The organism is Calyptranema fuscum S582 (genome assembly GCF_055793305.1).
Genome location: NZ_JBSLYH010000028.1, coordinates 40,194 through 61,697, shown reverse-complemented (window position 1 = coordinate 61,697; position 21,504 = coordinate 40,194). Strand labels below are relative to the sequence as shown.

The 21,504-nt window shown below is 46.8% G+C and carries 18 protein-coding genes; 8 read left to right on the top strand and 10 right to left on the bottom strand.

All coding sequences use genetic code 11. The features are described from left to right. Complete coding sequence (locus ACR6Z4_RS18730; protein ID WP_479718829.1) at positions 1-3,672, bottom strand: PAS domain S-box protein; 3,672 nt, start codon at positions 3,670-3,672, stop codon at positions 1-3. A 265-nt stretch (positions 3,673-3,937) separates the two neighbouring features. Between ACR6Z4_RS18730 and psaK the strand changes: the two genes are divergently transcribed. Beyond that, entirely contained in the window at positions 3,938-4,195 is a 258-nt protein-coding gene (gene psaK, locus ACR6Z4_RS18725) for a photosystem I reaction center subunit PsaK (RefSeq protein WP_479718872.1), read from the top strand. A gap of 200 nt (positions 4,196-4,395) precedes the next feature. Here psaK and ACR6Z4_RS18720 read toward each other — a convergent pair whose 3' ends face one another. Together ACR6Z4_RS18720 and ACR6Z4_RS18715 are read right to left on the bottom strand one after the other, a co-directional pair. After that, a complete protein-coding gene (locus ACR6Z4_RS18720) occupies positions 4,396-4,554 on the bottom strand; it encodes a hypothetical protein (protein WP_479718828.1) in 159 nt (52 codons plus the stop codon). Positions 4,555-4,682: 128 nt separating this feature from the next. Beyond that, positions 4,683-5,408: a Bax inhibitor-1/YccA family protein gene (locus tag ACR6Z4_RS18715; RefSeq protein ID WP_479718827.1), complete on the bottom strand. Its 726-nt coding sequence runs from the start codon at positions 5,406-5,408 to the stop codon at positions 4,683-4,685. 550 nt (positions 5,409-5,958) lie between these two features. Here ACR6Z4_RS18715 and ACR6Z4_RS18710 point away from each other — a divergent pair. After that, positions 5,959-6,744, top strand: coding sequence for an RNA polymerase sigma factor SigF (locus ACR6Z4_RS18710; protein ID WP_479718826.1), 786 nt, complete (start codon positions 5,959-5,961; stop codon positions 6,742-6,744). A gap of 276 nt (positions 6,745-7,020) precedes the next feature. Here the strand turns inward: ACR6Z4_RS18710 and ACR6Z4_RS18705 are convergent, their stop codons facing one another. After that, positions 7,021-9,489, bottom strand: coding sequence for a GH116 family glycosyl hydrolase (locus ACR6Z4_RS18705; RefSeq protein ID WP_479718825.1), 2,469 nt, complete (start codon positions 9,487-9,489; stop codon positions 7,021-7,023). 418 nt (positions 9,490-9,907) lie between these two features. Here ACR6Z4_RS18705 and trmFO point away from each other — a divergent pair, with 418 nt between their 5' ends. Together trmFO and ACR6Z4_RS18695 are read left to right on the top strand one after the other, a co-directional pair. Continuing rightward, complete coding sequence (trmFO, locus tag ACR6Z4_RS18700) at positions 9,908-11,332, top strand: FADH(2)-oxidizing methylenetetrahydrofolate--tRNA-(uracil(54)-C(5))-methyltransferase TrmFO (protein ID WP_479718824.1); 1,425 nt, start codon at positions 9,908-9,910, stop codon at positions 11,330-11,332. 110 nt (positions 11,333-11,442) lie between these two features. Next, complete coding sequence (locus tag ACR6Z4_RS18695; protein ID WP_479718823.1) at positions 11,443-12,321, top strand: HaeIII family restriction endonuclease; 879 nt, start codon at positions 11,443-11,445, stop codon at positions 12,319-12,321. 132 nt (positions 12,322-12,453) lie between these two features. Here ACR6Z4_RS18695 and ACR6Z4_RS18690 read toward each other — a convergent pair whose 3' ends face one another. After that, entirely contained in the window at positions 12,454-13,545 is a 1,092-nt protein-coding gene (locus ACR6Z4_RS18690; RefSeq protein ID WP_479718822.1) for a DNA cytosine methyltransferase, read from the bottom strand. Positions 13,546-13,926: 381 nt separating this feature from the next. Here ACR6Z4_RS18690 and ACR6Z4_RS18685 point away from each other — a divergent pair, with 381 nt between their 5' ends. Further along, positions 13,927-14,166, top strand: coding sequence for a hypothetical protein (locus ACR6Z4_RS18685; protein WP_479718821.1), 240 nt, complete (start codon positions 13,927-13,929; stop codon positions 14,164-14,166). A 65-nt stretch (positions 14,167-14,231) separates the two neighbouring features. Here ACR6Z4_RS18685 and ACR6Z4_RS18680 read toward each other — a convergent pair whose 3' ends face one another. The 5 genes from ACR6Z4_RS18680 to ACR6Z4_RS18660 form a co-directional block, all read right to left on the bottom strand. Further along, the gene (locus tag ACR6Z4_RS18680; RefSeq protein WP_479718820.1) at positions 14,232-15,248 is read right to left on the bottom strand and encodes an alpha/beta fold hydrolase; all 1,017 of its coding nucleotides are present in this window, start codon (positions 15,246-15,248) and stop codon (positions 14,232-14,234) included. 70 nt (positions 15,249-15,318) lie between these two features. Further along, positions 15,319-15,603 carry a DUF7219 family protein gene (locus ACR6Z4_RS18675; RefSeq protein ID WP_479718819.1) on the bottom strand — a complete coding sequence of 95 codons (285 nt, stop codon included), beginning with the start codon at positions 15,601-15,603 and terminating at the stop codon, positions 15,319-15,321. 303 nt (positions 15,604-15,906) lie between these two features. After that, positions 15,907-16,623 (bottom strand): carbonic anhydrase, encoded by a 717-nt coding sequence (locus tag ACR6Z4_RS18670; RefSeq protein ID WP_479718818.1) that lies wholly within the window; start codon positions 16,621-16,623, stop codon positions 15,907-15,909. Positions 16,624-16,791: 168 nt separating this feature from the next. Then, a complete protein-coding gene (locus tag ACR6Z4_RS18665; protein WP_479718817.1) occupies positions 16,792-17,118 on the bottom strand; it encodes a P-II family nitrogen regulator in 327 nt (108 codons plus the stop codon). A 4-nt stretch (positions 17,119-17,122) separates the two neighbouring features. Continuing rightward, positions 17,123-18,091, bottom strand: coding sequence for a sodium-dependent bicarbonate transport family permease (locus tag ACR6Z4_RS18660; RefSeq protein WP_479718816.1), 969 nt, complete (start codon positions 18,089-18,091; stop codon positions 17,123-17,125). A 527-nt stretch (positions 18,092-18,618) separates the two neighbouring features. Here ACR6Z4_RS18660 and ACR6Z4_RS18655 point away from each other — a divergent pair. The 3 genes from ACR6Z4_RS18655 (at position 18,619) to ACR6Z4_RS18645 (ending at position 21,470) form a co-directional block, all read left to right on the top strand. Beyond that, positions 18,619-19,218 (top strand): methyltransferase domain-containing protein, encoded by a 600-nt coding sequence (locus ACR6Z4_RS18655; RefSeq protein WP_479718815.1) that lies wholly within the window; start codon positions 18,619-18,621, stop codon positions 19,216-19,218. Positions 19,219-19,551: 333 nt separating this feature from the next. After that, positions 19,552-20,268: an FAD-dependent thymidylate synthase gene (thyX, locus tag ACR6Z4_RS18650; RefSeq protein WP_479718814.1), complete on the top strand. Its 717-nt coding sequence runs from the start codon at positions 19,552-19,554 to the stop codon at positions 20,266-20,268. Between the two features lie 341 nt (positions 20,269-20,609). Beyond that, entirely contained in the window at positions 20,610-21,470 is an 861-nt protein-coding gene (locus ACR6Z4_RS18645) for a HEAT repeat domain-containing protein (RefSeq protein ID WP_479718813.1), read from the top strand. Positions 21,471-21,504 lie beyond the last annotated feature (34 nt).

Genomic DNA, 21,504 nt, shown 5'->3' with positions numbered 1-21,504 from the left:
TTAAGCATCGCGCACAATGGGGAGTGCAACCGTAAAAGTAGTGCCAACGTCTAACTCACTAATAAAGCTAATTTCTCCACCATGAATGTCTACACAATGCTTGGCGATCGCCAACCCTAGACCAGTTCCTGGAAAACCACTGGCATTTTCAGCCCGTCGAAACGACTCAAACAATCGGGGCTGATCCGATTCTGGGATGCCCATCCCCTCATCTTTCACCTGAAGCAATAATTGATGGTTTTCATGACTGAGCGATAACTCAATCAAGCATCCTGGCTCAGAATATTTAATGGCATTAGATAGCAAGTTTTGCAAAATTTGGCGCAGTAACTTTTCATCGAGTTGCATCACACCAATCTCATCGTTACAGGTCAACACCAGTTGATGGTCTCTTCCCAACCCTCGCTGCATCTCATTGAGTAATCCCTGACAAAACGGTTGAATATTGACGGGGGTCGGTCGCAACTCCAACTTCCCTGCCTCCGCCTTGCCAATCAGCAAAATATCTTCCAACAACTGCGTCATATGTTTGACCGTTGCCTGAACTAGACGCAAATGTTCCAACCGATCGCCATCTTCCCAGGTGTGCCCATAGTGCTCTAGCAATTCCGCTGAAGAAAGGATAATACTCAAGGGCGTCCGAAACTCGTGGGAGGTGGACGTAACAAAATGAGATTTCAACTCGCTCAGCTCTTGCTCTTTTTGCAACGTTGTTAAAAGTCGTTCTTCAAGCTGTTTGCGTTGTGTAATATCCCGCTGAATCGCAATCCAATGAGTGTAATGCCCTTTTTCATCGGCAACGGGCACAAGACTTAGCTCAACCCAAAATTCAGATCGGTCTTTGCGATAGTTGATCAACTCAACCATGATAGGGTGCCAAGTCTCAAGCGCCTTCCGGATCTTCTGAAGACTTTCGCGATTAGTTTTACTGCCTTGAAGAATCCGGGGTGTTTTACCAATGACCTCCTCTGCGGTATAGCCAGTCAACCGGCTAAATGCGGCGTTAACGTAAAGAATCCGGGGCCCCGGATGGCTAATGGGGCTACTTTCGGTAATCACGATCGAGTCGTGGGCATTGACCACAACCGACTCTAACAGGCGTAATCGATTTTCTTGCCGTTTACTTTGAGTAATATCTTCTGCAATACCCGCAATTCGGTAGACCTGTCCGGCTTCGTTATAGACGGGGAAAGCGCGATCGCGAATCCAACGCAGCGAACCATCGGGTTGTACGATCCGATATTCCAGCCGATCGGTTTGGCGATTCTTAAACACACTGCGAACGCGATCGCGATCGTCGGGGTGAATCGAATCCAACCAGAGATCTCGCTTTCCATACAGGCTATTACACGGCTGTCCCCAAATAGTCTCAAACGCAGGGCTGACATACAACACTTGAGAATTTTGAATATCAAAAATCCAAAACACTTCCTGAATATTGTCGGTCAATTGACGAAACCGTTCTTCACTTTCTTGCAGCTTCGCCTCTGCTTGCTTCCGCGCCGTGATATCTGAAAAAGAAGTCACCATCGCATAGGGAGCACCTTCTCCATCACGAAACAGCGGTTGCGCGTTGACCAAAAGCCAAACGACCGTTTCATCGGGCTTACATAGCCCAATCACAACATTGGCAGCAGAACTTTCTGGCGAATGGGTAATCGCAAACGTGCTGTTGTTTAGCTCACACGCAGACCCATCAGCATGAATAAAGTGCCAGCCAATTTCATCACTAATTTCATCAATGGTTCGCCCTTTGATCTGATCAGCTGTAATTCCCAGAATCTTTTCAGCGCTGGCATTGCAGGTAAGAAATCGGTGTTCGGCATCTTGCAACACAATCCCTTCATGCAGGGCTGCCACCATCGATCGATACCGTTCTTCACTGGCAAACAATTCTGCTTGAGTTTGTTGACGTTTGGCAATTTCTTGCTGAAGTTGGGCGATCGCCACATTTAACTCAGTATTTTGCTCTTCAACCTTAATGCCAAGTTCTACATTGGCTTGCCGCAACACAGTTTCCAGACGCTTAAGTTCAGTAATATCGCGTCCGACAGATTGATATTCAACAATTTGCCCCTGCCCGTTTAAGATTGCTCGATCCGTCCATTGCTGATGGCGAAGTTCCCCACTGGCAATTAAAGCCCGATGTTCATAGGTGACCACAGGATGACTGGCTGACAACATCAAAAATTGTTCCAGAGGAATATGTCGATCAGCTTCCGGAATCAGTTCTAAAAAACTGTGCCCAATCAACTCGTCAGGACGTTTATCAAAGTACCGACAAAACGCCTGATTAACAAATGTGAGAGTACAATCGGGCAAAAATCGGCAGATTAACTCCGTTTGATCTTCAACAATGGCACGATAACTGGCTTCACTCTTTTGCAACGACTTCTGAACGCGCTTCAAATTCGTAATATCAAGCCCAACCGATTGATATCCTTCTAACTCGCCTTGCTCATTAAAAAAAGCTCGATCCGTCCAATAGAGCCACCGGGCTTCATCCTTTGCATTCAAACAAAGCTCTTCAGACATCCCCACCGGATTGTCTACAGTTAAAGAATTCAAGTAAGGTTTGAATACCTGTTGTTCTTCTGGCGAAAATAAAAGTAACCAGTTTTGCCCCAACAATTCATCGCGCGATTTCCCAAAATATCGGCACAGTGCCTCATTCACAAATGTGAGGGTATAGTCGGGCAAAAACCGACAGATCAATTCCATTTGATCTTCTACGACAGCTCGATAATGCGCCTCACTTTGCTGAAGGGCTATTTCCACCTGTTTGCGATCGGTAATGTCCCGAACAATGACCAAAACCTCGTCTTCACCACAAACCGCGATGCGGGCTTCCTGAAAGCGAAGTCCCGTAGCAGTTTGCAGCTGAAACTCATGGATTTGAATTTGTCCAGTTTTCAACGCCTGATCGACATAAAACAACCGCTTCTGAGTAATGTCTGGCGGCATCACCTCTGCAATATTCTTGCCTCGCATGTCAGGCGCAATGGTGATCGGTTTAAAATCTTTGGCTGGAATAAAGTTGAGATAGGTGCCATCTCGGGTCATTCTGATCATCAGATCCGGAATCGCCTGTACCAGGGCACGGTTGGTGGCTTCACTACGGCGCAGTTCTGCTTCAGCCTGCTGAAACCGTTGGGGTAAAGAGGATTGTGGATCGCAGTGTAAATCTGAGCAAAAGAGTCGTTTTTGAGGTTCCGCTGGGGTAGCAGAAGGGGTGCTGGGGTTGCGATCGCAAACAACCAGTAGCCCCCCTCTGGAGGTCGCTGACAACCGTAGATCCAACACCGTCATATCAGCCAGAACCAGAGCAATAGTCACCTTGCCCGTCTGTAATTTGGTAAGTGCCGTCTCAAACACCCGACGATTTTCCGCTGACCAACAGCCCCGCATCACTAGTTCAGTCAACATGACATCGAGATGGGGACAAGATTGTAGCCATCCCGGCTCTAAATCCCACAACCTGACCCATTGATCGTTAAACTCAACCAACCTCAGATCGGAGGCAAAAAAAGCGATCGCGTGGTCTACTTGTTCAAGTACCAGGGCTAAATCTGCTTTCTGAAATGTATCGATGATCAGATCGCCTCCCACAGAGGTTCCATATTCAAGGAAACTTGACTGTTTCAAGTGTAAATGAGACTGCTCTTGGCGCATAGCATGAAAACACAACAGCCTACCGTCTTAATCTGCCCATAACTCAAACTTCACTTAAAATCTTGCAGTAAACAGTAAATAAGCTTTACTAAAGTTTGCACTTGCTCACATTCCCTAACCATTGCAAAACCCATTTGTTTGTATTCAATCTCTACAAAACATTAACTATTAATGCAATAGGTACCTAAAAGCGGTATTTTTAGGTAAAAATCCTCCTGATATTTTCATTTGCCATTTTATTCAAAGCTAAGGAGAAAATACGTTGATCACTTCAACCCTGCTTGCTATCGTTCCACCAACCCTAGAATGGAGCCCAAAGGTGGCGATCGTGATGATTCTCTGCAACATCCTCGCCATTGCATTCGGAAAATTAACCATTAAGCATCCTAACGTAGGTCCCGAAATGCCTTCCTCCAACATGTTTGGTGGCTTTGGCTTGGGTGCCGTGCTGGGCACCACCAGCTTTGGTCATATCCTGGGAGCAGGCGTGATCTTGGGTCTAAATAGCCTTGGTGTTCTGTAAGGCCTACTAGCCTAACAAGAATCTAAAAACTTGACATTGCTAATTTTTGGGATATTTTTTAAGCCTAAAACCAGAAGGTTTGCGTTTAGAGATATCTCATCACTCAGGAGCATAAATTTAATAAAACCCAATTTTTTTGAGAGAGTAACGGTGCATCCATCGTCTCCTGGAAAGAATGACAGGCTAATTAATTTGTGATCCTAAGCAAGCTCAAAACGTTTGAAGGGGTGTACAGCGTCGCTGTACACCCCTTCAAACGTTTCCTGAACAGTTTCTAGTGGTCTGTCCATTAAAAATTGACGGTTAAAACGGGTGATGTGCCGCGCAAAGCGCAGCACATCACCCGTCAGAAAATACATGACAAAGCACTAGTATTACAAACACGAAATTTTGCAACATGGGGGTTTGGGGGCTGCGCCCCCAAGAGGGGGTTTTACCCCCTCCACCCCTTCTAAAACTTTTAAGTTGGTGTACTAGTAGTGCAGCACTAGTCGCGGTTAATCGCAATCAGCAAACGCAGAATAAAGATGAACAGATTAACGTATGTCAAATACATGGACAGAGCTGCGGGTAAATATTGGTCATCTCGGTAAGTGCGCGGCAGAATGTAAAAATCTACAACCGCAGCGCCAGCAAACAAAAATACACCAATCCCAGAAATTCCAATTTCTAACCAGCTTGGCGTATAAACACCAAACAATGAAAAGGCAAGTTGCCCCACCAACACAACCAGAAAGGCAATCATGCCCAACTTAATAGTTTGCGTCAGAGCCAGACCATCTTGATCTGACAAGCCAGAGCCAATCTGACGAGCAACAATAAACGTAGCACCACAGCCCAAAGCGGCAAACCCAACGCCAGCAATGCCAACCCCTTGGGTGCCGAGTGCCAAATAAACCAGACCACTCAGTGTGTAGCCCGACAAAAGGCTATAGGTTGCCAATAACGGTAGAGCAGCGCTGTTATTTCCCTTTTCTGCAATGCCACGGGCAACAAAGAAAAGCACGAGTTCTAGAACAATTGCCCCGAAGAATGTGGGCATAAATAAGGCTGGATTGGTTTGAATGACATGCAAACCACCATACGTACCCAAAGCCGTAAGAACTAATCCACCGCCTAAAAAGGGCAGTGCGTTCGTAATTACGTTAGGACCGACTAACGCTTGTGTACGTGCCTGACGAATTGCTTCACGAAAGTTACTGGTATTGCTCATAAAGTCTGTTCCCTAAAAATGGGCGTTAAGGTAAATCAGTCGCTTAGTGCCATCTTATGTCTATTCTAAATTTTGCAGATCGACTTAACGGCAAATCAACCAAATAACTCTAGATCTCTTGTTTTCTGGGGCACTGCTCGATATATGGCTCTACGCAATCCAGTTAGGCCATTAGGGGGGTGGGTGCAGTGCTCCCATGCAGGGATGAAACCCCTGCACCCCGTCTTAACCCTAATACGTACTGCTATATGGCTGACGCTTGGTATGACTTTGCATATGAAACCAAAGGTTCACATGCAAAGTCATACCCAAACCCAGTAACACCGGGGCACTGCTTGAGGGCAGACGATGGCAAATGGAGAACAGAACGTGTTTTCCACGACACATTGTTTGAGGATCAGCAACATAAGTCTTTGGAGATGAGGGGTAAGGTTCCGTGTTTCTGCTGATACTTGCTCTAACTATTCCTTTCATTCCCGTGAAATAACGATGGTTTGGACGGGGTGACAAAAGGACAATGAACTTAAATCGGACGCAAGGTGATTCTCAGATGGCGGTTCTTCAATCTTCAGTTCGCTCTCACACGATGGAATTGTTGGTGGCGTATCAGCAAAATCCTACCGTGTCTCTCCGTAACCAACTGGTTCGTTTAAATGCAGGCTTAGTCCGTAAGATTGCTCATCGAATTAGCTATCAGTGTTCTGAACCCTATGAAGATCTCGAACAAATCGGTTACTTAGGTTTGATTCGAGCTGTTGAACGGTTTAACCCTACTCAGGGCTGTGCTTTTAGTTCATTTGCAGTGCCTTATATCCGGGGTGAAATGCTCCACTTTTTACGCGATCGCGGTACGACCGTAAAAGTCCCCCGCCGTTGGCAAGATATGCAAAAACAAGGGCAAAAAGTTAAAGCAGAATTGACCAAAACACTGGGTCGGCAACCCAAAGATAGCGAAATTGCCGAACAACTTGGAATTTCCGTAGAAGAGTGGGGCGAAATCAGAACCGCAACAAAAAATCGCTCTCCTTTAAGTTTAGACGCAACCATCTGTCAGCAAATTGACTCTCCTGTAACGTTAGGTGAAACGTTGCCGGATATGCATTATCAAACTCTGCAAAACTTGGAAGAAGATCGGCAGCAAATTCAACAAGCGCTGAGCCAATTGGAAGAAAAAACCAGATCTGCGATCGAGTTTGTTTATTTTAGTGATTTGTCGCGTAAAGAAGTTGCCGAACGGATTGGGGTTAGCCCAATGACGGTAAGCCGTCGGGTACAAAGAGGCTTAGAGCAAATGGTTGACCATCTCAAACCTCAGACCCTCCAGACAGAACCCTAAATATTATTTAAAGTTTCATCTCTCCTCCTCGATTTCGCCAAACACAGGTACCAAACCTCATACCCACTGCTGTATCAGTAGTGGGTATTTTTTTAGTGCAGGTTGATTGAGTACGGTGTTGTGGGGCGCGGAGCGCCCCACAACACCGTTTCTGTGCTTAATGAACTGGTTAAATCAGGAGGTAGTGAGAGAGTCGCGCAGAGCGCAACTCTCTCACAACATTCAAACTCATACCAGGATTCAACTCAACACCTGACCTAACGCGATCGCATCAGGCTAGAGAAGACAGTAGATTCCCCAGATTGCCATGGCTCGGAGATAATGGCTGGCTCGAAAAGTTCCGGCAGCCGTGATGGCTTCAGGCGTCCGGAATTGCAACCCATTTTCATAGATCTGTCGAACCACAGCTTCTGTTAAGCGGAATGCTTCATCTTTCATGCCCATCTGCACTAAAAACGCTGCCAACCCAAAGTTGATTCCCGTCCACACTTCCAGTGGATGCGTGTCTTTAAGATTGACGGGTGAGCCATCGGGTCTAACCCCATTTGCCGCACCCCATTGTCCGTCATGAAATTTCAAGAAACATGATTCATATACCGTTTTTAGAGCAGAATCAGCACAGTCTGAAGGAACGACGTCGGGTAAGCCGAGCAGACGGGCATAAAATTGCCCACAGAGTTGATCTGCCATGACGACATCCGAACCGCTCCCGGTATCCAATCGGTAATATTGCCCGTTCCATAGCGTTTCTTGGTAGAGGGGACGGGATTGGGCAAGCCAGGTTTGGTATTGAGGCAAAAGTGAGGAGGGTGCTGGGAGACAGAGGGGCAAGTCAGCATTTTCGTAGGCTTTACGGTCCAGAATTTTGCCAATAGCGATCGCCGCTTCCAGGGCTGCGATCCACAAGCCACCACAGTAAGCACTGATCCCCTGGAGTCGCCAATCATCAAATGTTTGGTCGGGCGCGCCAGAGTTTTCGGGGATGCCATCACCATCCAGATCAAACGTTTTAAGGTATGCCAGGGTCGTAGCGATCGCCGACCAGGATTCTGCCAAAAATTCGTAGTCGGTGCCACCCGTCCAGACAAAATCGCGATAGACCTGAAGAACAAAATCGCATCCCAGATCTTTCCACAGATTACAGTCCTGATAACTGGTGTAGTTCGTTTTCTCCCAGGGATGTTCGTTGGGCGCACCCAGATCATGCGGAGTCGCACAAGCAGCTTTGCGTAAAACCTGGGGACTGGGCGCACCAATCGTATAGTAGTAACCGATTGTGCGCAATCTACTATCTTCAGCAGGAATGGCTCTGGCAAAGGCACGAAGTACAGCTTTGTCGAGTTCTGGGAACAGCTTGAGTAAGGCAAACGACCCGTAAAGCCGAACATCCAGACTTTCGTACCAACGATAGTCAATACATTCCAAGACTGCGAATTGTCCGTAGGGATCGCGATCGCTCGCCGCACTCCAGAGAGTGCCGCCATCCGTCAGATCGTACAACTCATTAAACAACGCCATCTTAAACCAGTCAGGCAAGTCATGCCGCTCTAAAATTGGCTGTTGCCACTGTTGAATCTGCTCTTGCCAATGGGGAGCCTGTTCTAAAGCCGTCTGGGCGATCGCCCAGGCATTTTTACCAGTGCGACTAAAAAAGTCAGTATAACGACGGAAATACTCAACCCCCTCCGCAAATTCTGTCACCGGAAAATCCCACGCCAGGGTAAATAAAAGCTGCCGCGTTTCTCCCGGAGCTAAAGTAACCCGCAAGGCGATCGCGCCACCAATGCGTTCTCCAGCCATAGCAGGGGTTTCATCCGCCAAGTTGGGGAGTGATCCATCCGTTGAAAAAGATTGCCATAGATCTGCGCCATCCCCTGTCGGATTCCAGCGCGTGTGGTAAAACACATCAGCGGCAAAAGGATCGGCTAAAATGACCCACTGTCCATCTCCTTCCGCTACCGCTTGGAGATCAGAAGTGCCAGATTGCTGATCCATAACGCAGCCAACCGCTGAGGATTCTGCCCTCCACGCGTTGAAATTGCCCTGACTCTCTCCTATGCGGGGCTGATATTCATACACCGGGCTACCATCATCCCGCACCCTGACCTCCGGTGCTTTGAGCGTGTTGGTAAACCAACCCACCATATTTTCCCAAGAAAGCATGATGCTCAACGTTAGGGGGCGATCGCCTGGGTTATGTGCCGTCCAATCAAAGACCGCAACAGGATAGCTCGACTCCTGATAATTTTCTGCCCAAATGGGTGAAAACTGTTCGCACGCTAGCTCAGATTGCAACACATTCTCGTAGACAAACCAACTGCGAGGATACAGGGCGTGGTAAGTGCCTGTATCTTGGCTATTAGCGGTTGACGGCTGGCGGTTGGTGGCCTCCTGACGACCAGACGGATACCACTGCCAGGTGGCTAACGTTCCATCTTGCGGGGCTTCCGTACACAGTGCATACGCCTGCGGTGCTTCACCGGCAACCTGTTCAAATACACTAAATTGACACGCAGGCATGGTTTGAAACACATGCTCACCGCCATCAATATGCCAGAGGTTAAAATCGCCTCGGTGCGATCGCCCAATACATCCAGCACCAAACCCGCCCAGTGGCGCACCATGCCAGGGACCATCATCCAAATTGCTAGGGTAGCGAACCGTGTAGGGCTTGTTCCAACCCAGTCCAATCGGGCGTTTCCAGGCACAAGCGGGAATTTGAGGCAACGATGAGAAATTTTTCATCCCCAAATTTTACCGCTTGCAGTTTACAAAACTCAAAGACATGCGTCTCCAATAAAAAACTCTGGCGCGAAGCCAGAGTTTGAAGTCAGGGTGCATCTACCACTTCTATCTACCGTTCATCTCCTTAGCCATCAGGAAAATTGGCGATGCCAAAAATTAGTGTTGGATTTTCTCCCGATCCAGTAGCCTAGAAAAGGGTTGTTGATAGCGCTTTGCCCTGTGAGCCATGAAGGATCATGAATTTAAAGAAACCAAAGATTGATGGTCAGAAGCACGGCAACGCCGCGCTTCTGACCATCAACGTCTGAGTTTTAGTGAATTTGTGATCCCAAGGTTATTGAATGAGAGCCTTGCAGAGCGACGCTTTCACAAAAATAGTTGAACATGACGCAATTGAAATTACTGCATTAATACATCGATGGTAAAGCAACCGATTCAGGTAATTGGCGGAGGATTGGCAGGCACTGAAGCAGCTTGGCAAATTGCTCAGGCTGGGGTTCCCGTAATTTTATATGAGATGCGTCCTCAACGCCTGAGTCCGGCTCACCATACCGAACACCTGGCAGAACTGGTATGCAGCAACTCCTTTGGGGCACAGGCAAGCGATCGCGCTTCAGGACTATTGCATGAAGAATTGCGGCGGCTAGGCTCGATTATTATTGGCAAAGCTGATGAACACGCAGTCCCTGCGGGCGGCGCATTGGCAGTAGATCGTGCCATTTTCAGTCAGAACTTAACAGAAACCCTATCGCAACATCCGTTGATCGAACTGCGGCGCGATGAAATCCATGACATCCCCACAGATGGAATCGTGGTTTTGACCACAGGGCCACTCACCAGTCCGGCGTTAGCTGAAAATTTGCAGCGCTTCACGGGCATGGAATACATGAGTTTCTTCGATGCTGCCAGTCCTATTATTGTGGGTGAGTCGATCAACCGAGAGATTGCATTTTTAGCCTCTCGCTACGATCGGGGTGATGCTGCCTACCTCAACTGCCCCATGAATCGAGAGCAGTATCTTCTGTTTTGGCAAACCTTGTGTGCCGCAGAACAAGCAGAACTTAAAGATTTTGAACGAGAGACCGCCAGCTTTTTTGAAGGCTGCCTGCCGATCGAAGAAATGGCACGGCGTGGCGAAGACACGATGCGCTATGGTCCCCTCAAACCTGTCGGGTTGTTTGATGCTCGCAAAGGCGACTTCAAAGATCCAGAAAACCGGATTAACCGACCCTACGCAGTTGTGCAACTACGCCAGGAAGATAAAGCCGGGCAATTATGGAATATGGTCGGGTTTCAAACCAATTTACGGTGGGGTGAACAAAAGCGAGTATTTCAACTGATTCCGGGGTTAGAAGCAGCGGAATTTGTTCGCATGGGCGTAATGCACCGCAACACATTCATCAATGCGCCCGAATTATTGCACGCCACACTTCAGTTTAAAACCCGCCCAACCCTATTAGCAGCCGGTCAACTGGTGGGAACAGAAGGCTATACGGCAGCGGCGGCTGGCGGCTGGTTGGCAGGAACCAACTCTGCCCGTGTCGCCTTGGGACAAACACCTTTGAGCCTACCCCCCACCACAATGATGGGATCGTTATTTGAATTTATCAGTTCCGCATCTCCCAAGCATTTTCAGCCGATGCCGCCCAACTTTGGCATTGTGCCCGAGTTACCCCAGCGGATTCGTAACAAGCGCGAAAGATACGGTATCTATCGCGATCGCTCTTTTCAAGATCTCTCAACCTGGGCTGATCAGGCAGGAATTACCTTGCACATCTCGCAGCCGACCCTTGAAGCTGAACCAGAGTTGCAAAACACCTTACAGCAATTTTCGATCGCTTAGGGATCTACGCTAACAGCTATTAGCTAACGGCTAACAGCTATTAGCTAATAAAGAACTTACTAAATGGTCTTAGTATTTTTTAGGAATGGGATAAGTATGAGAACTTCAAAATGCAAAATATCTCGGCAAACGTTTCCAATCAGTACGGAAGAGCTTTGGAATATGCGATCGTGGCAGAAATTGTTAAACGATTACCCACTCACATTCAACTGACCTCCCGTGCTGTACAAGACCAGCAAAGAGATCGGATTCATTATTTCAGTCTGCCAATTGCTATGCAGCAAAATTATACAAATTGTGCCATCTGCACGTTTGATTGGCTTGACCAAACGTTTGCTGTCTCCAAGCACGCGATTCAGATAGATAGGTTACCCGACCATGCTTCTAAACAAGGTGATGTAACTGATATCAGAATTAGTATCAATTCTTCTATTATCAACTTATCAATCAAGCATAACCATAAAGCGTTAAAGCATCAAAGACCAGGTTCTACTGCTCAACATTGTGGGTTTCACAAAAATAGCCCAGAGGATGTCAATTTTAGAACAGAATACAAAAAAATAACTCAAGAGTTTTCATGTTTAGCAAAAGGTTATTTAAGATTCTCTGATCTGGGTCAAAAAAGCGTTTTCAACAATTTATATATTCCTACTTGCAATCTTGTATCTGAATTTATCAATCAATATTGTTTCCACCAAGCTAATGCTTCCCATCTTTTTAGCTTTCTTGTTGGAAAGAACGACTTCTATAAATTAGTTTTTCACGAAAAAGATCAGTTATTGGTTATCGAAGAGTTTAGTAAATTGTCTATCCCAACATCTACTACAGCGCAAGCAAGGCAAAACTATGTCGATTTAAACTTCTCCAATGACTGGAAGATATCGATGCGACTTCATACAGCTTCTAGTAGAATCAGTAGTAATCCAAGTCTAAAATTTGATACTCAGCCTATTGAAATTGTTGTACCCAAAGAAATATTTAGAATTTAGTTTTGGAATTGAAGAAATCTCTCATTCTCTAGAATACTTGGCTAATAAAATTTGGTAGTCCTGGAAATGTAATGATTTTCTGTGTTGTGGGTGACACCCGCGCCACGAAAAACATTACATGAATACCACTACCTAGAATTTTAGAGAAAGTTGTTTTTCAGTGATTTTTTCAGTGTGATCATTTTTTATATGCTGATTAGCTGGATTAAACATAAATAAATCTTCATAAATAGCCCGACCTAACGCAAAGCCAAAATTTACAGGAACTGCGTTCCCGACCATTTTGTAGCCAGCAGATAAGTTTTCATAGTGGAACGTGAAGTTATCAGGAAAAGTTTGAATTCTTGCACATTCACGAACAGAAAGGCGTCTATAAGGGTAAGGAGATTCAGGATCAAAAATCCACTTGTCTTTGTCTATATGAATCATTTGGTTTGCTTGAGGATGAATGGGTGCATGTCGTCCGCCAGCTTGAATAGTAAATGAAGCCTCATTCCACATGCGAACTCGATTTCGTGACATATAGATTGAAGAAAAACCACCCGTCATATATTCATGATTAGGAATTAAACAGTCCCTTCCGTTGGTCTTAGTTTTATCGATAGCTGGCAGGGCAGATTCTCTAATATCCCAAATGGCATCTTTCAACGTAAGAACATCAGGGTTTGAAGGGAGGGAGTTAAATTGAAAACGCCTTCCCAAATTGATGTGATAGCCAATAAAAATAACTCGTTTCCTGTCTTGAGGAACGTTATAGTGATTTGCATTTAAAAGTTTGAACGAAACTGTGTAGCCGACCTCTTCAAAAGCAGCGATGATATCTCCTACAACCTTTTGATGTTTCTTATGCAGCATTCCAGAAACATTTTCAGCAAGAAAAAATAAAGGTTGCTTATCCTTCAAAATGCGAACATACTCTAAAAAGAGTTTGCCTCGATCGTCATCTAATCCTCTTTGAATTCCAGCTTCGCTCCAACTTTGGCACGGGGGACCCCCAATAATTCCAATACAATCGGGGATGTCTTCAGAAGCAATGCTTCTTACATCCCGCCTATCCAGATAAGTACCAATGTGATTGTTTTCATACGTTTGCCAAATTTCTTTGTCGCACTCATTTGCCCAAACCACGTTAAAGCCCGCTCTCTGGAAGCCTAAATCCAGCCCCCCACATCCTGCAAATAAAGCAACAACATCTTTCGGCATAAATTCTTTCACGCCAACCATATTAGACACTTAAAGGTTTTAAGAATCTACCCGAAAAGTGATTGAAGAGTTGATTTTGTGCAACCGTAGGGCTTGTAAAATCAACCTTTTGGATAGGCTCTAAGTATACATAACTATTTAGGCTTACAGAGTACGGGAGTGAAATCTCCCTTGCAAAATGTCGCCTCTATAACTTCTGTTCTAACAGCATTGACATACAGCGATCCTATTTTATTTGTGAATCTGATCAGTTGTGAAAGCGCCCGCCCTTCGGGCGGGTGCTTTCACAACTGATTTAGGGTTGCTATGGTTAATATATTAATCAGCTAATTAGCTAATTGTCAAATTACTTAATTGGCTAAGGTATACTCAGGGATAAAGTCATTCAGTCTCAAGGCAGTCATGGCACAAACTCAAAGGAAGCCTGTGTATATTCAGCCTGAGCATCATGAAATTCTCAGGCGAATTGCTTTTGAGCAACATTGTAATTTATCTGATGTCTTGGACTCAGTTTTAGAACAGGCAGATTGGGAAAAGGTTGAAAAGCTGGCTAGTCGTAAGCCAATACAGAGAGCTGCTGAACGTGGCGGAACTTACAAAATACAGCAATCCGGTTCCCTTGATTTGTCAGGCGATCGCTGATTGAACCAGGCTCTACATTTGGAAAGTAACCTAATAGCCAACAGCTGACAGCTAACAGCTAACAGCTAACAGCTAACAGCTAACAGTTCTCTCATAGCAGCTTCAATCAAGGCTGTATCAGTAGGATTGCGATCGGGACCTCCTGCACAATGTCCCCAGATTGAGGGAATCAGGCGCAATTCTGCCTGGGGCATCAGGTTGACTTCAATTTCATTGTCGTCTGGAGGAAAATACAGATCCGTGGCGCTGGGCATCACAATTGCTTTAGCCGTGAGCGATCGCAAAGCTTGTGCCAAATCCCCTTGATAGAGCGGATTATCGCTGATATCGGCGTGTTGCCAGCTCCATAGCATTGCCAATAAATCATTGGCGTCCCAGGTCAGGTGATCCGCTTCCCAGTCCAGCAGCAAGGCTTCTGCCGATGCAAAACCGAGGGCTTGATATAAACCTTGACGAAAAAAAGCTTGTGAATATGCCCAACCTGCATACACCCGACCGAAGGCTTTTAATCCTTTAGCGGGAGGAGTTTGATAGCGTCCGTCTTGCCACGCAGAGTCGGCAGTTAGAGCCGCTTTTACCCCTTCTAAAAACACCCAATTATGAATTGAAGTTTTTGCCGAGCCGCACCAGGGCAGAATGCATTGGACGTGGTCAGGATAAAGAGCTGCCCAGTGGTAAGCCTGTTGCGCACCCATCGACCAACCCGTTACCAGGGCTATCTTTTCGATACCAAACTGTTCGGTAATCAAGCGATATTGACACCGCACATTGTCGTAGAGGGTGACGTGGGGAAAGTTTGCGCCATTGTGCGGGGCAGGCGTATTACTGGGCGAAGACGAGATGCCATTCCCAAACAGATTCGGAATAATAATGAAGTAGCGATCGGGATCGAGTGCCCGACCCGGAGCGATCATGACGGCATTACTACGATGAGTACCTGTGTAATACGTGGGGAAGATAATAACGTTGTCTCGGTTAGCGTTCAGAGTACCGTAGGTCACGTACGCTAATTTCGCATCAGGCAACGTTTCCCCAGACTGAAGCTCGACGTCCCCTAAGTCGTAAATTTCGTAGTCAGTCATCCCACTTCTCTCAATCACACGTGAAGCTTGCGTCTGCAAGCGTATTCCTGGAATCCACCATGGGATCGTGTCATTCTGGAGGTAGGTTCGGTCTAGGAGGTTCGGGCTGATCTAAAAGACTTTTTTTGGATTGTTCTAGTTGTTTCCAAAGCTGTTTGATTTCCTCATAGGCTTCACCGGGGCGCAGTTTTCCACCCGTCTCAAGAGAGCACAGGATGGAGACGCGCTGGGCAAACTCTTGCAAGTTAGAATTAAATGCCAAATTTTCGGGTGTAAATTCACCGTGATAACTGGCTCTGGGATTAAAGAATTGCTCCCGTTGTTGATCGTCGTTATTTCCAACACCCTCTGGCACAGCTTTGCCTCAACGTAAATTAACGATGGCCTGAGATAAATAATTGGTGTTCCCCATCATCCTATAAGATCCCCCATGAAATGAAACCCGGAGGTTTATGGTTGGCAACGCAGCAACGCTTCCCTATTAACCATAAATCTCCGAGTTTATTAAATCTACGATCCCTGGGATGACAGATTAGTAAGCCTGTAGTCTTAATTTGAAAGAGCGATCGCTCTACCGTGGCTCTCTCAAATAAAACTTAGATTTGGTTTACTCCTCAATCCTTAGCTGTTAACGCAGGGACTGGTGTGAACCTAAATGTTATCCAGTAATGATCTCGACTCTGCCTGTATCCAGGTCATATCGTCCGCCTACAATTTTTAACTGCCCTGCTTCTAAGCGTTCGCTGAGCAAGGGCGATCGCATCACCTGCTCCATCTGGTATTGAACATTGGCCAGTACCGCATTATCGACCGCATCGCCCGATTGATCTTTTACCCGGTCTACTGCCGGTAAAATCGCTTTGACAAAACTACCAATTTCTCCGGGTAAGGCTTCATTTTTGACGGCTGCGGTCACAGCCCCACACCGTTCATGCCCCAACACCATCAGAACTGGCGTGCCCAAGAGTGCCACGGCATATTCAATGCTACCCAGGGCTTCTGGAGTAGAAATATTTCCGGCAATGCGTACATCAAAAATATCGCCAATGCCCTGATCAAAAATAATTTCAGCCGGCACGCGTGAATCAGCGCAACTGAGGATCGTGGCGAAGGGATGTTGGGCTTGGGCAACCTCTTGCAATCGAGCAGGCGATTGATCCGGATGACGAGGTCGCTGTCGAACAAACCGCTGATTGCCATCCATCAACCGCTGAAGCGCCGCATCGGGGTCAAGGGCTGAGGTCTCTGTAGGCAAGCTGGCCGCTTGCGCTGACCGAACATCCCACAGCAGGTTACCTGTTGTAGCCGCTAAACCCAACACGGTTCCCAACTTAAGGAAGGTTCGACGCCCCCTGAAAGCCTGATATTGATCCATAATTGCGTCTTCCTGATTTCAATTAGGTGTCTAAATCTAATCTCGTGTTCTAATTCAATGGCGTGAGGCTATCTAAAAGGGAAATAGGATGAGAGTTTTCTGAAATGCTGACTCTGTCAGCATTTCAGAAAACTCTCAATCCATCTAAACGACTTCTCTATTCAGGATTTACACGGCATCTGTAGAAAGGGAAGCCACACATTTGACCGAGCGGATTTCCATCGTGTCTGAAACGTAGCATGTGCCCCCAAACTTATTGAGTAAGGGTCGGATGTTTTCCACCACAGGCTTGAGTTGCTCGGGCATACAAAACGCGATGATATAGACGTTGTCAAGCATGGTCATGTCGAGATCTTCGTTTCCTTCTCGCAATCCCTTTCCGGCGACATTGCGAATCACCGCATGACCATGAACACCCGATTTACTTAAGCCATCTAAAATTTTTCCCAGCTCAAAAGAGTTGGCAATGATTTCAATTTTTTTTACGGTGTGCATGGTACTAACCCCAAAACAGATTGATTCCGTACAGATATAGCGGAATTCCCACGATGATGTTGAATGGGAATGTGACTGCCAACGCAGTCGAGACATACAAGCTGGGATTGGCTTCAGGAACCGTCAACCGCATTGCCGCTGGAACCGCAATATAAGACGCACTGGCACAGAGAACCGCAAATAAAAGTGCATTTCCTTGAGGCATATCGATCAACTTAGCGATCGCCAACCCAATGGCTGCATTCACTATTGGAATCAGTATGGCAAATAAGATGAGAAAAAAGCCTGTTTTTTGCAAGTCTTTAATTCTTCGAGCAGCGACCAACCCCATATCCAATAAGAAAAAGGTAAGGACGCCATAAAACATTCCCTGAGTAAACGGTTCTAGGGCTTTCCAGCCATGCTCTCCGGTTAAAAACCCGATCAACAAACTGCCGACTAATAAGAAAACGGAACTGTTCAGGAACGCATCCCTCAATACTTCAGACCAGGCAAATTCTCGTTTTTCATCAACAGTAAACAGGTTCACCAAAATTAATCCGACAATAATTGCCGGAGACTCCATCAACGCCAAAGCGGCGACCATAAAGCCATCAAAATCAATGCCCAGTTCAGATAGAAATGCACTGGCAGTGATGAACGTCACCGCACTGATCGACCCATAGGTGGCAGCGATCGCCGCTGCATCATACGTATCGAGCCGTAACCGGAGAATAAAAAAGGTGTAGATGGGCACAAAACACGCCATCAAGATGGCTGCCACAAGAGTCAGTATGACTTCCTGGGTAACGCCACTTTTGACGAGTTCTACCCCTCCCTTAAACCCAATAGCAAACAGCAAATATAACGAAAACAGCTTAGGAATAGGTGCCGGAATCTCCAGGTCAGATTTGACGAGCACAGCCGCTACGCCCAAGAAGAAAAACAAAATGGGCGGATTGAGGAAGTTGGATATGATTATGCTGCTATCCATGCCCATACCCCCTTGTGCTGGCAAAACAGAGTATTGAAGTTTTGTTGCATTACCGAGATTTGTATATCCATTGGACATGATGTATCGCGTATCGTTAACCAATGTCAATGAAGTATTGTTAATCTCCTGCGGCATAGCAAGATTAGCGTACGATTTACCCGCCAATCTTTTCTATTAAGGCGATAGAAAAAACTCGATGATCAACCGTCTCTCGAATTTACCCTTATCCCTTTTTATAGCGGTGTGCAACTTGGTTAAGGATCACAAATTAATTAACCTGTAATTCTTTTTAAGAGAGCGACGGCGAAGCCGTCGCTCTCTTAAAAAGAATTGGGTTTTATCAAATTCACGATCCTAAGGGCAGAAACGGTGTTGTGGGGCACTTCGCGCCTTACAACACCGGACTGAAGCAATCTGCACAGCGTTATAGGTCTGACAGCGCTGATTTGGGCTATGACATTTAGTAGGAGTGCCGCACGAAGTGCGGCACTCCTACTAAATGTCATAGCTGGATTCAATAGTGCCTTATGTCTGACATTGCCCTGGATGCTAATTTTTGGGAAGCCAAGTATCAATCGGGTGTGACCCGATGGAATTTGGGACAGGCAGCACCCCCATTTCTCAGTTTGTTGCGATCGCCCTCTGCTCCTCACCCCGGCAAAATGGCAGTGCTGGGGTTTGGTCATGGGCATGATGCGTTGTTATTTGCGGCGGCTGGCTTTGAGGTAGTTGGGTTTGACTTTGCTCCATCGGCGATCGCAGCAGCAGAGAAAGCAGCACAGGAGATGGAACTAACGGTCAAATTTTTGCAAAGAGATATCTTTGACCTGTCAGATTTTACAGGGCAATTTGACTACGTCTTGGAGCATACCTGTTTTTGTGCGATCGCTCCTTCTCAACGACCTGACTACGTTCGAGCCGCACGCGATCTCCTCCGTCCGACCGGAGAGTTGATCGGATTATTTTGGGCACATCCCCGTCCAGAAGGGCCACCCTTTGGTAGCACAGTGTCCGAAATTCGCGAGCTATTTACCCCGCTATTTGACACCACCAATCTCCACCCGGTGCAAAACTCAGTACCCATGCGACAAAACGAAGAATATCTGGCACGCTTTCGCGCCAACTAGCACCGAGCCGTCATTTCACGATCCTGCTGAGTGGGTGTATTCAAGTCCTATTTTTTATGGGAGACTATGCATCTGCAAAATTGGCATGACTGAATCCGAGAATGAGTGTGAATGGGACACCGAAGGTATCCCATTCACACTCATTCCCACACGCAGCCATGATGAACCCGACTCTAAACCTCTTGCTTAGGATCACAAATTAAAACCCGGACGTTTATCTTTGTCAGCGCGGCGGAGCCGCGCTGACAAAAATAAATCTTCGGGTTTATTAAATCTACGATCCTCAGGGTAGAGAGAACTTTTGAATCCTGAACGAAGACAATTGAGACACTTATGAGTTTGACTGTTTTTGATCCCCTAGAAGATGGCAAAAGCCGAATTCAGTTGCTTTCCCATATGGGCACGGATCTGGACGTGGTAAATGATGCCAGAGCTTCTTTTGATCGGATGTCTGAATCCTTGACTGACAAAGATATCCGGTTAATCACATACTTGATCAAGCATCAACATACGTCACCCTTTCGAGGCGTCGTATTTAAATTTAAGGTTAAAGCCCCTTTATTTGTGTGCCGACAGTGGTGGAAACATGTGATTGCCAGCAATCATAACGATGAACAACTGGGTTGGAATGAGAAATCGTTTCGCTATGTAGAAATTGATGATTCGGCTGACTTCTATGTGCCCAAAAGCTTTCGCCAACAAGCCAAGAGCAATCGACAGGCAACCGAAGGCACCGTGTCAGACGAACAAAATCAGCAGGCGATCGCCATTTATGAAGCTCAGTGTCATGCCAGCTACGAAACGTATCGTCAACTACTTGAACTGGGGGTAGGGCGAGAGCAAGCCAGAGGAATCCTGGTTCCCAGCGTCTATACCTCCTGGGTGTGGACAGTCTCGTTACACGCCCTATTACACTTTATTAGCTTGAGAAAAGGCGAAGGGGCACAACAAGAAATTGGGCTATATGCCCAATCGATTCAGCAGTTGATCCAGGACATCGTTCCCATCACGATCGCAGCCTGGGAAAGTGTTGAACAAGCCCAGTTTTAAGTCTTTTTGAATAGCTGGAAAGCGCTACATATAGCAATCCTATTTGATTTGTGAAAATGATAAGTTGTGAAAGCGCCCGCCCTTCGGGCGGGCGCTTTCACAACTGACTCAGGATCGCCATAGCAATTGAATAGTTAATTTAGAACGGGGCGCAGGGGTGGAATCGATGATTTTTTGTGGCGCGGGCGACGCCCGCGCCACAAAAAATCATGCCATGTCCAGGACGACCTTTTTTTTGGGAGAGTGCGGCTCGCCGCACTCTCCCAAAAAAGGTGTGAGTGGTTAAGGAATAGCATTTGATCGGATAATAACGTTCATTGTCCCTAAGCCTGGAGCAAACTATGAGTTTTATCTTGGGAGCCATTCTGGGTTTGATTGTTGGAGCCGGTCTGGTCTATTTGTGGCTACAAAAAACAATGAGTCAGCAGCAGCAAGAGCTGAAGCAGAGCCGCAGAACGGTAGAAGACCTATCAAAGTCCCATGAATCTCGACTGCGAGACGCTACCCAACAACTCCAATCTGACTATCAACGACAATTAGCGCAACAGACAGATGCCTTAAAACAGCAGTATGAAGCCCGCTTACAAGCGGCTGAACAGGCGTCTAGCAAACCGCCCACAGCTGTTGAAACACCCGATCCAGAGCCGACTGCACCGACGCCAAGTCCCATTCCGGAACCTCAAGATTCTCCAGTCGCCGAATCGCCAGTATCTCAACCCCCTGAACCTGCACCACCCTCGATTGATCCCGTTCCGGGTACACCCGACATCCCCGTCATTCCGATCCAGGTGGTTGTGGAAGACGTGGAACAGAAAATTTCTGCCTGGGCAATCCCCGGTGCGGTTGCGGGCATTCCCCAGACCCTTCAGTTTGCCAACCATCCTGACCCACAGGTTCGGGTAGCGGTTGCATCTACGATTGAGGCGATCGCCTCTTCTCACCGAGTCAGTCGAGAAGTACAGCAAGCCATTGCACCGTTGGGCAAACTCAGCCGTGACCCAGAACCGATGGTTCGTCATGCCGCACTGGTGGCATTAGCCCGGATTCCGTCTGAGCAGGTGTTGCCGTTTCTAGAACGGGCATTGCGCGATCCCGATGGTCGGATTGTCAAAGTTGCCAGTGAAGCGATCGCCAGATATAAATTTTATGCCACTTCTGCTAGCGCTAAGACAGCAAAATCCCGTCGCCATGTCAGACGATAAGATAAAGCAGTCGCCAAGGAGAATCTCCTAATTT

Excerpts from the sequence above, each read along its gene's own strand:
- ACR6Z4_RS18730 (WP_479718829.1), bottom strand. The coding sequence starts at position 3,672 with ATGCGCCAAGAGCAGTCTCATTTACACTTGAAACAGTCAAGTTTCCTT.
- ACR6Z4_RS18720 (WP_479718828.1), bottom strand. The coding sequence starts at position 4,554 with ATGTATTTTCTGACGGGTGATGTGCTGCGCTTTGCGCGGCACATCACC.
- ACR6Z4_RS18715 (WP_479718827.1), bottom strand. The coding sequence starts at position 5,408 with ATGAGCAATACCAGTAACTTTCGTGAAGCAATTCGTCAGGCACGTACA.
- ACR6Z4_RS18710 (WP_479718826.1), top strand. The coding sequence starts at position 5,959 with ATGGCGGTTCTTCAATCTTCAGTTCGCTCTCACACGATGGAATTGTTG.
- ACR6Z4_RS18705 (WP_479718825.1), bottom strand. The coding sequence starts at position 9,489 with ATGAAAAATTTCTCATCGTTGCCTCAAATTCCCGCTTGTGCCTGGAAA.
- trmFO (WP_479718824.1), top strand. The coding sequence starts at position 9,908 with ATGGTAAAGCAACCGATTCAGGTAATTGGCGGAGGATTGGCAGGCACT.
- ACR6Z4_RS18695 (WP_479718823.1), top strand. The coding sequence starts at position 11,443 with ATGCAAAATATCTCGGCAAACGTTTCCAATCAGTACGGAAGAGCTTTG.
- ACR6Z4_RS18690 (WP_479718822.1), bottom strand. The coding sequence starts at position 13,545 with ATGGTTGGCGTGAAAGAATTTATGCCGAAAGATGTTGTTGCTTTATTT.
- ACR6Z4_RS18685 (WP_479718821.1), top strand. The coding sequence starts at position 13,927 with ATGGCACAAACTCAAAGGAAGCCTGTGTATATTCAGCCTGAGCATCAT.
- ACR6Z4_RS18680 (WP_479718820.1), bottom strand. The coding sequence starts at position 15,248 with ATGACTGACTACGAAATTTACGACTTAGGGGACGTCGAGCTTCAGTCT.
- ACR6Z4_RS18670 (WP_479718818.1), bottom strand. The coding sequence starts at position 16,623 with ATGGATCAATATCAGGCTTTCAGGGGGCGTCGAACCTTCCTTAAGTTG.
- ACR6Z4_RS18665 (WP_479718817.1), bottom strand. The coding sequence starts at position 17,118 with ATGCACACCGTAAAAAAAATTGAAATCATTGCCAACTCTTTTGAGCTG.
- ACR6Z4_RS18660 (WP_479718816.1), bottom strand. The coding sequence starts at position 18,091 with ATGGATAGCAGCATAATCATATCCAACTTCCTCAATCCGCCCATTTTG.
- ACR6Z4_RS18655 (WP_479718815.1), top strand. The coding sequence starts at position 18,619 with ATGTCTGACATTGCCCTGGATGCTAATTTTTGGGAAGCCAAGTATCAA.
- thyX (WP_479718814.1), top strand. The coding sequence starts at position 19,552 with ATGAGTTTGACTGTTTTTGATCCCCTAGAAGATGGCAAAAGCCGAATT.
- ACR6Z4_RS18645 (WP_479718813.1), top strand. The coding sequence starts at position 20,610 with ATGAGTTTTATCTTGGGAGCCATTCTGGGTTTGATTGTTGGAGCCGGT.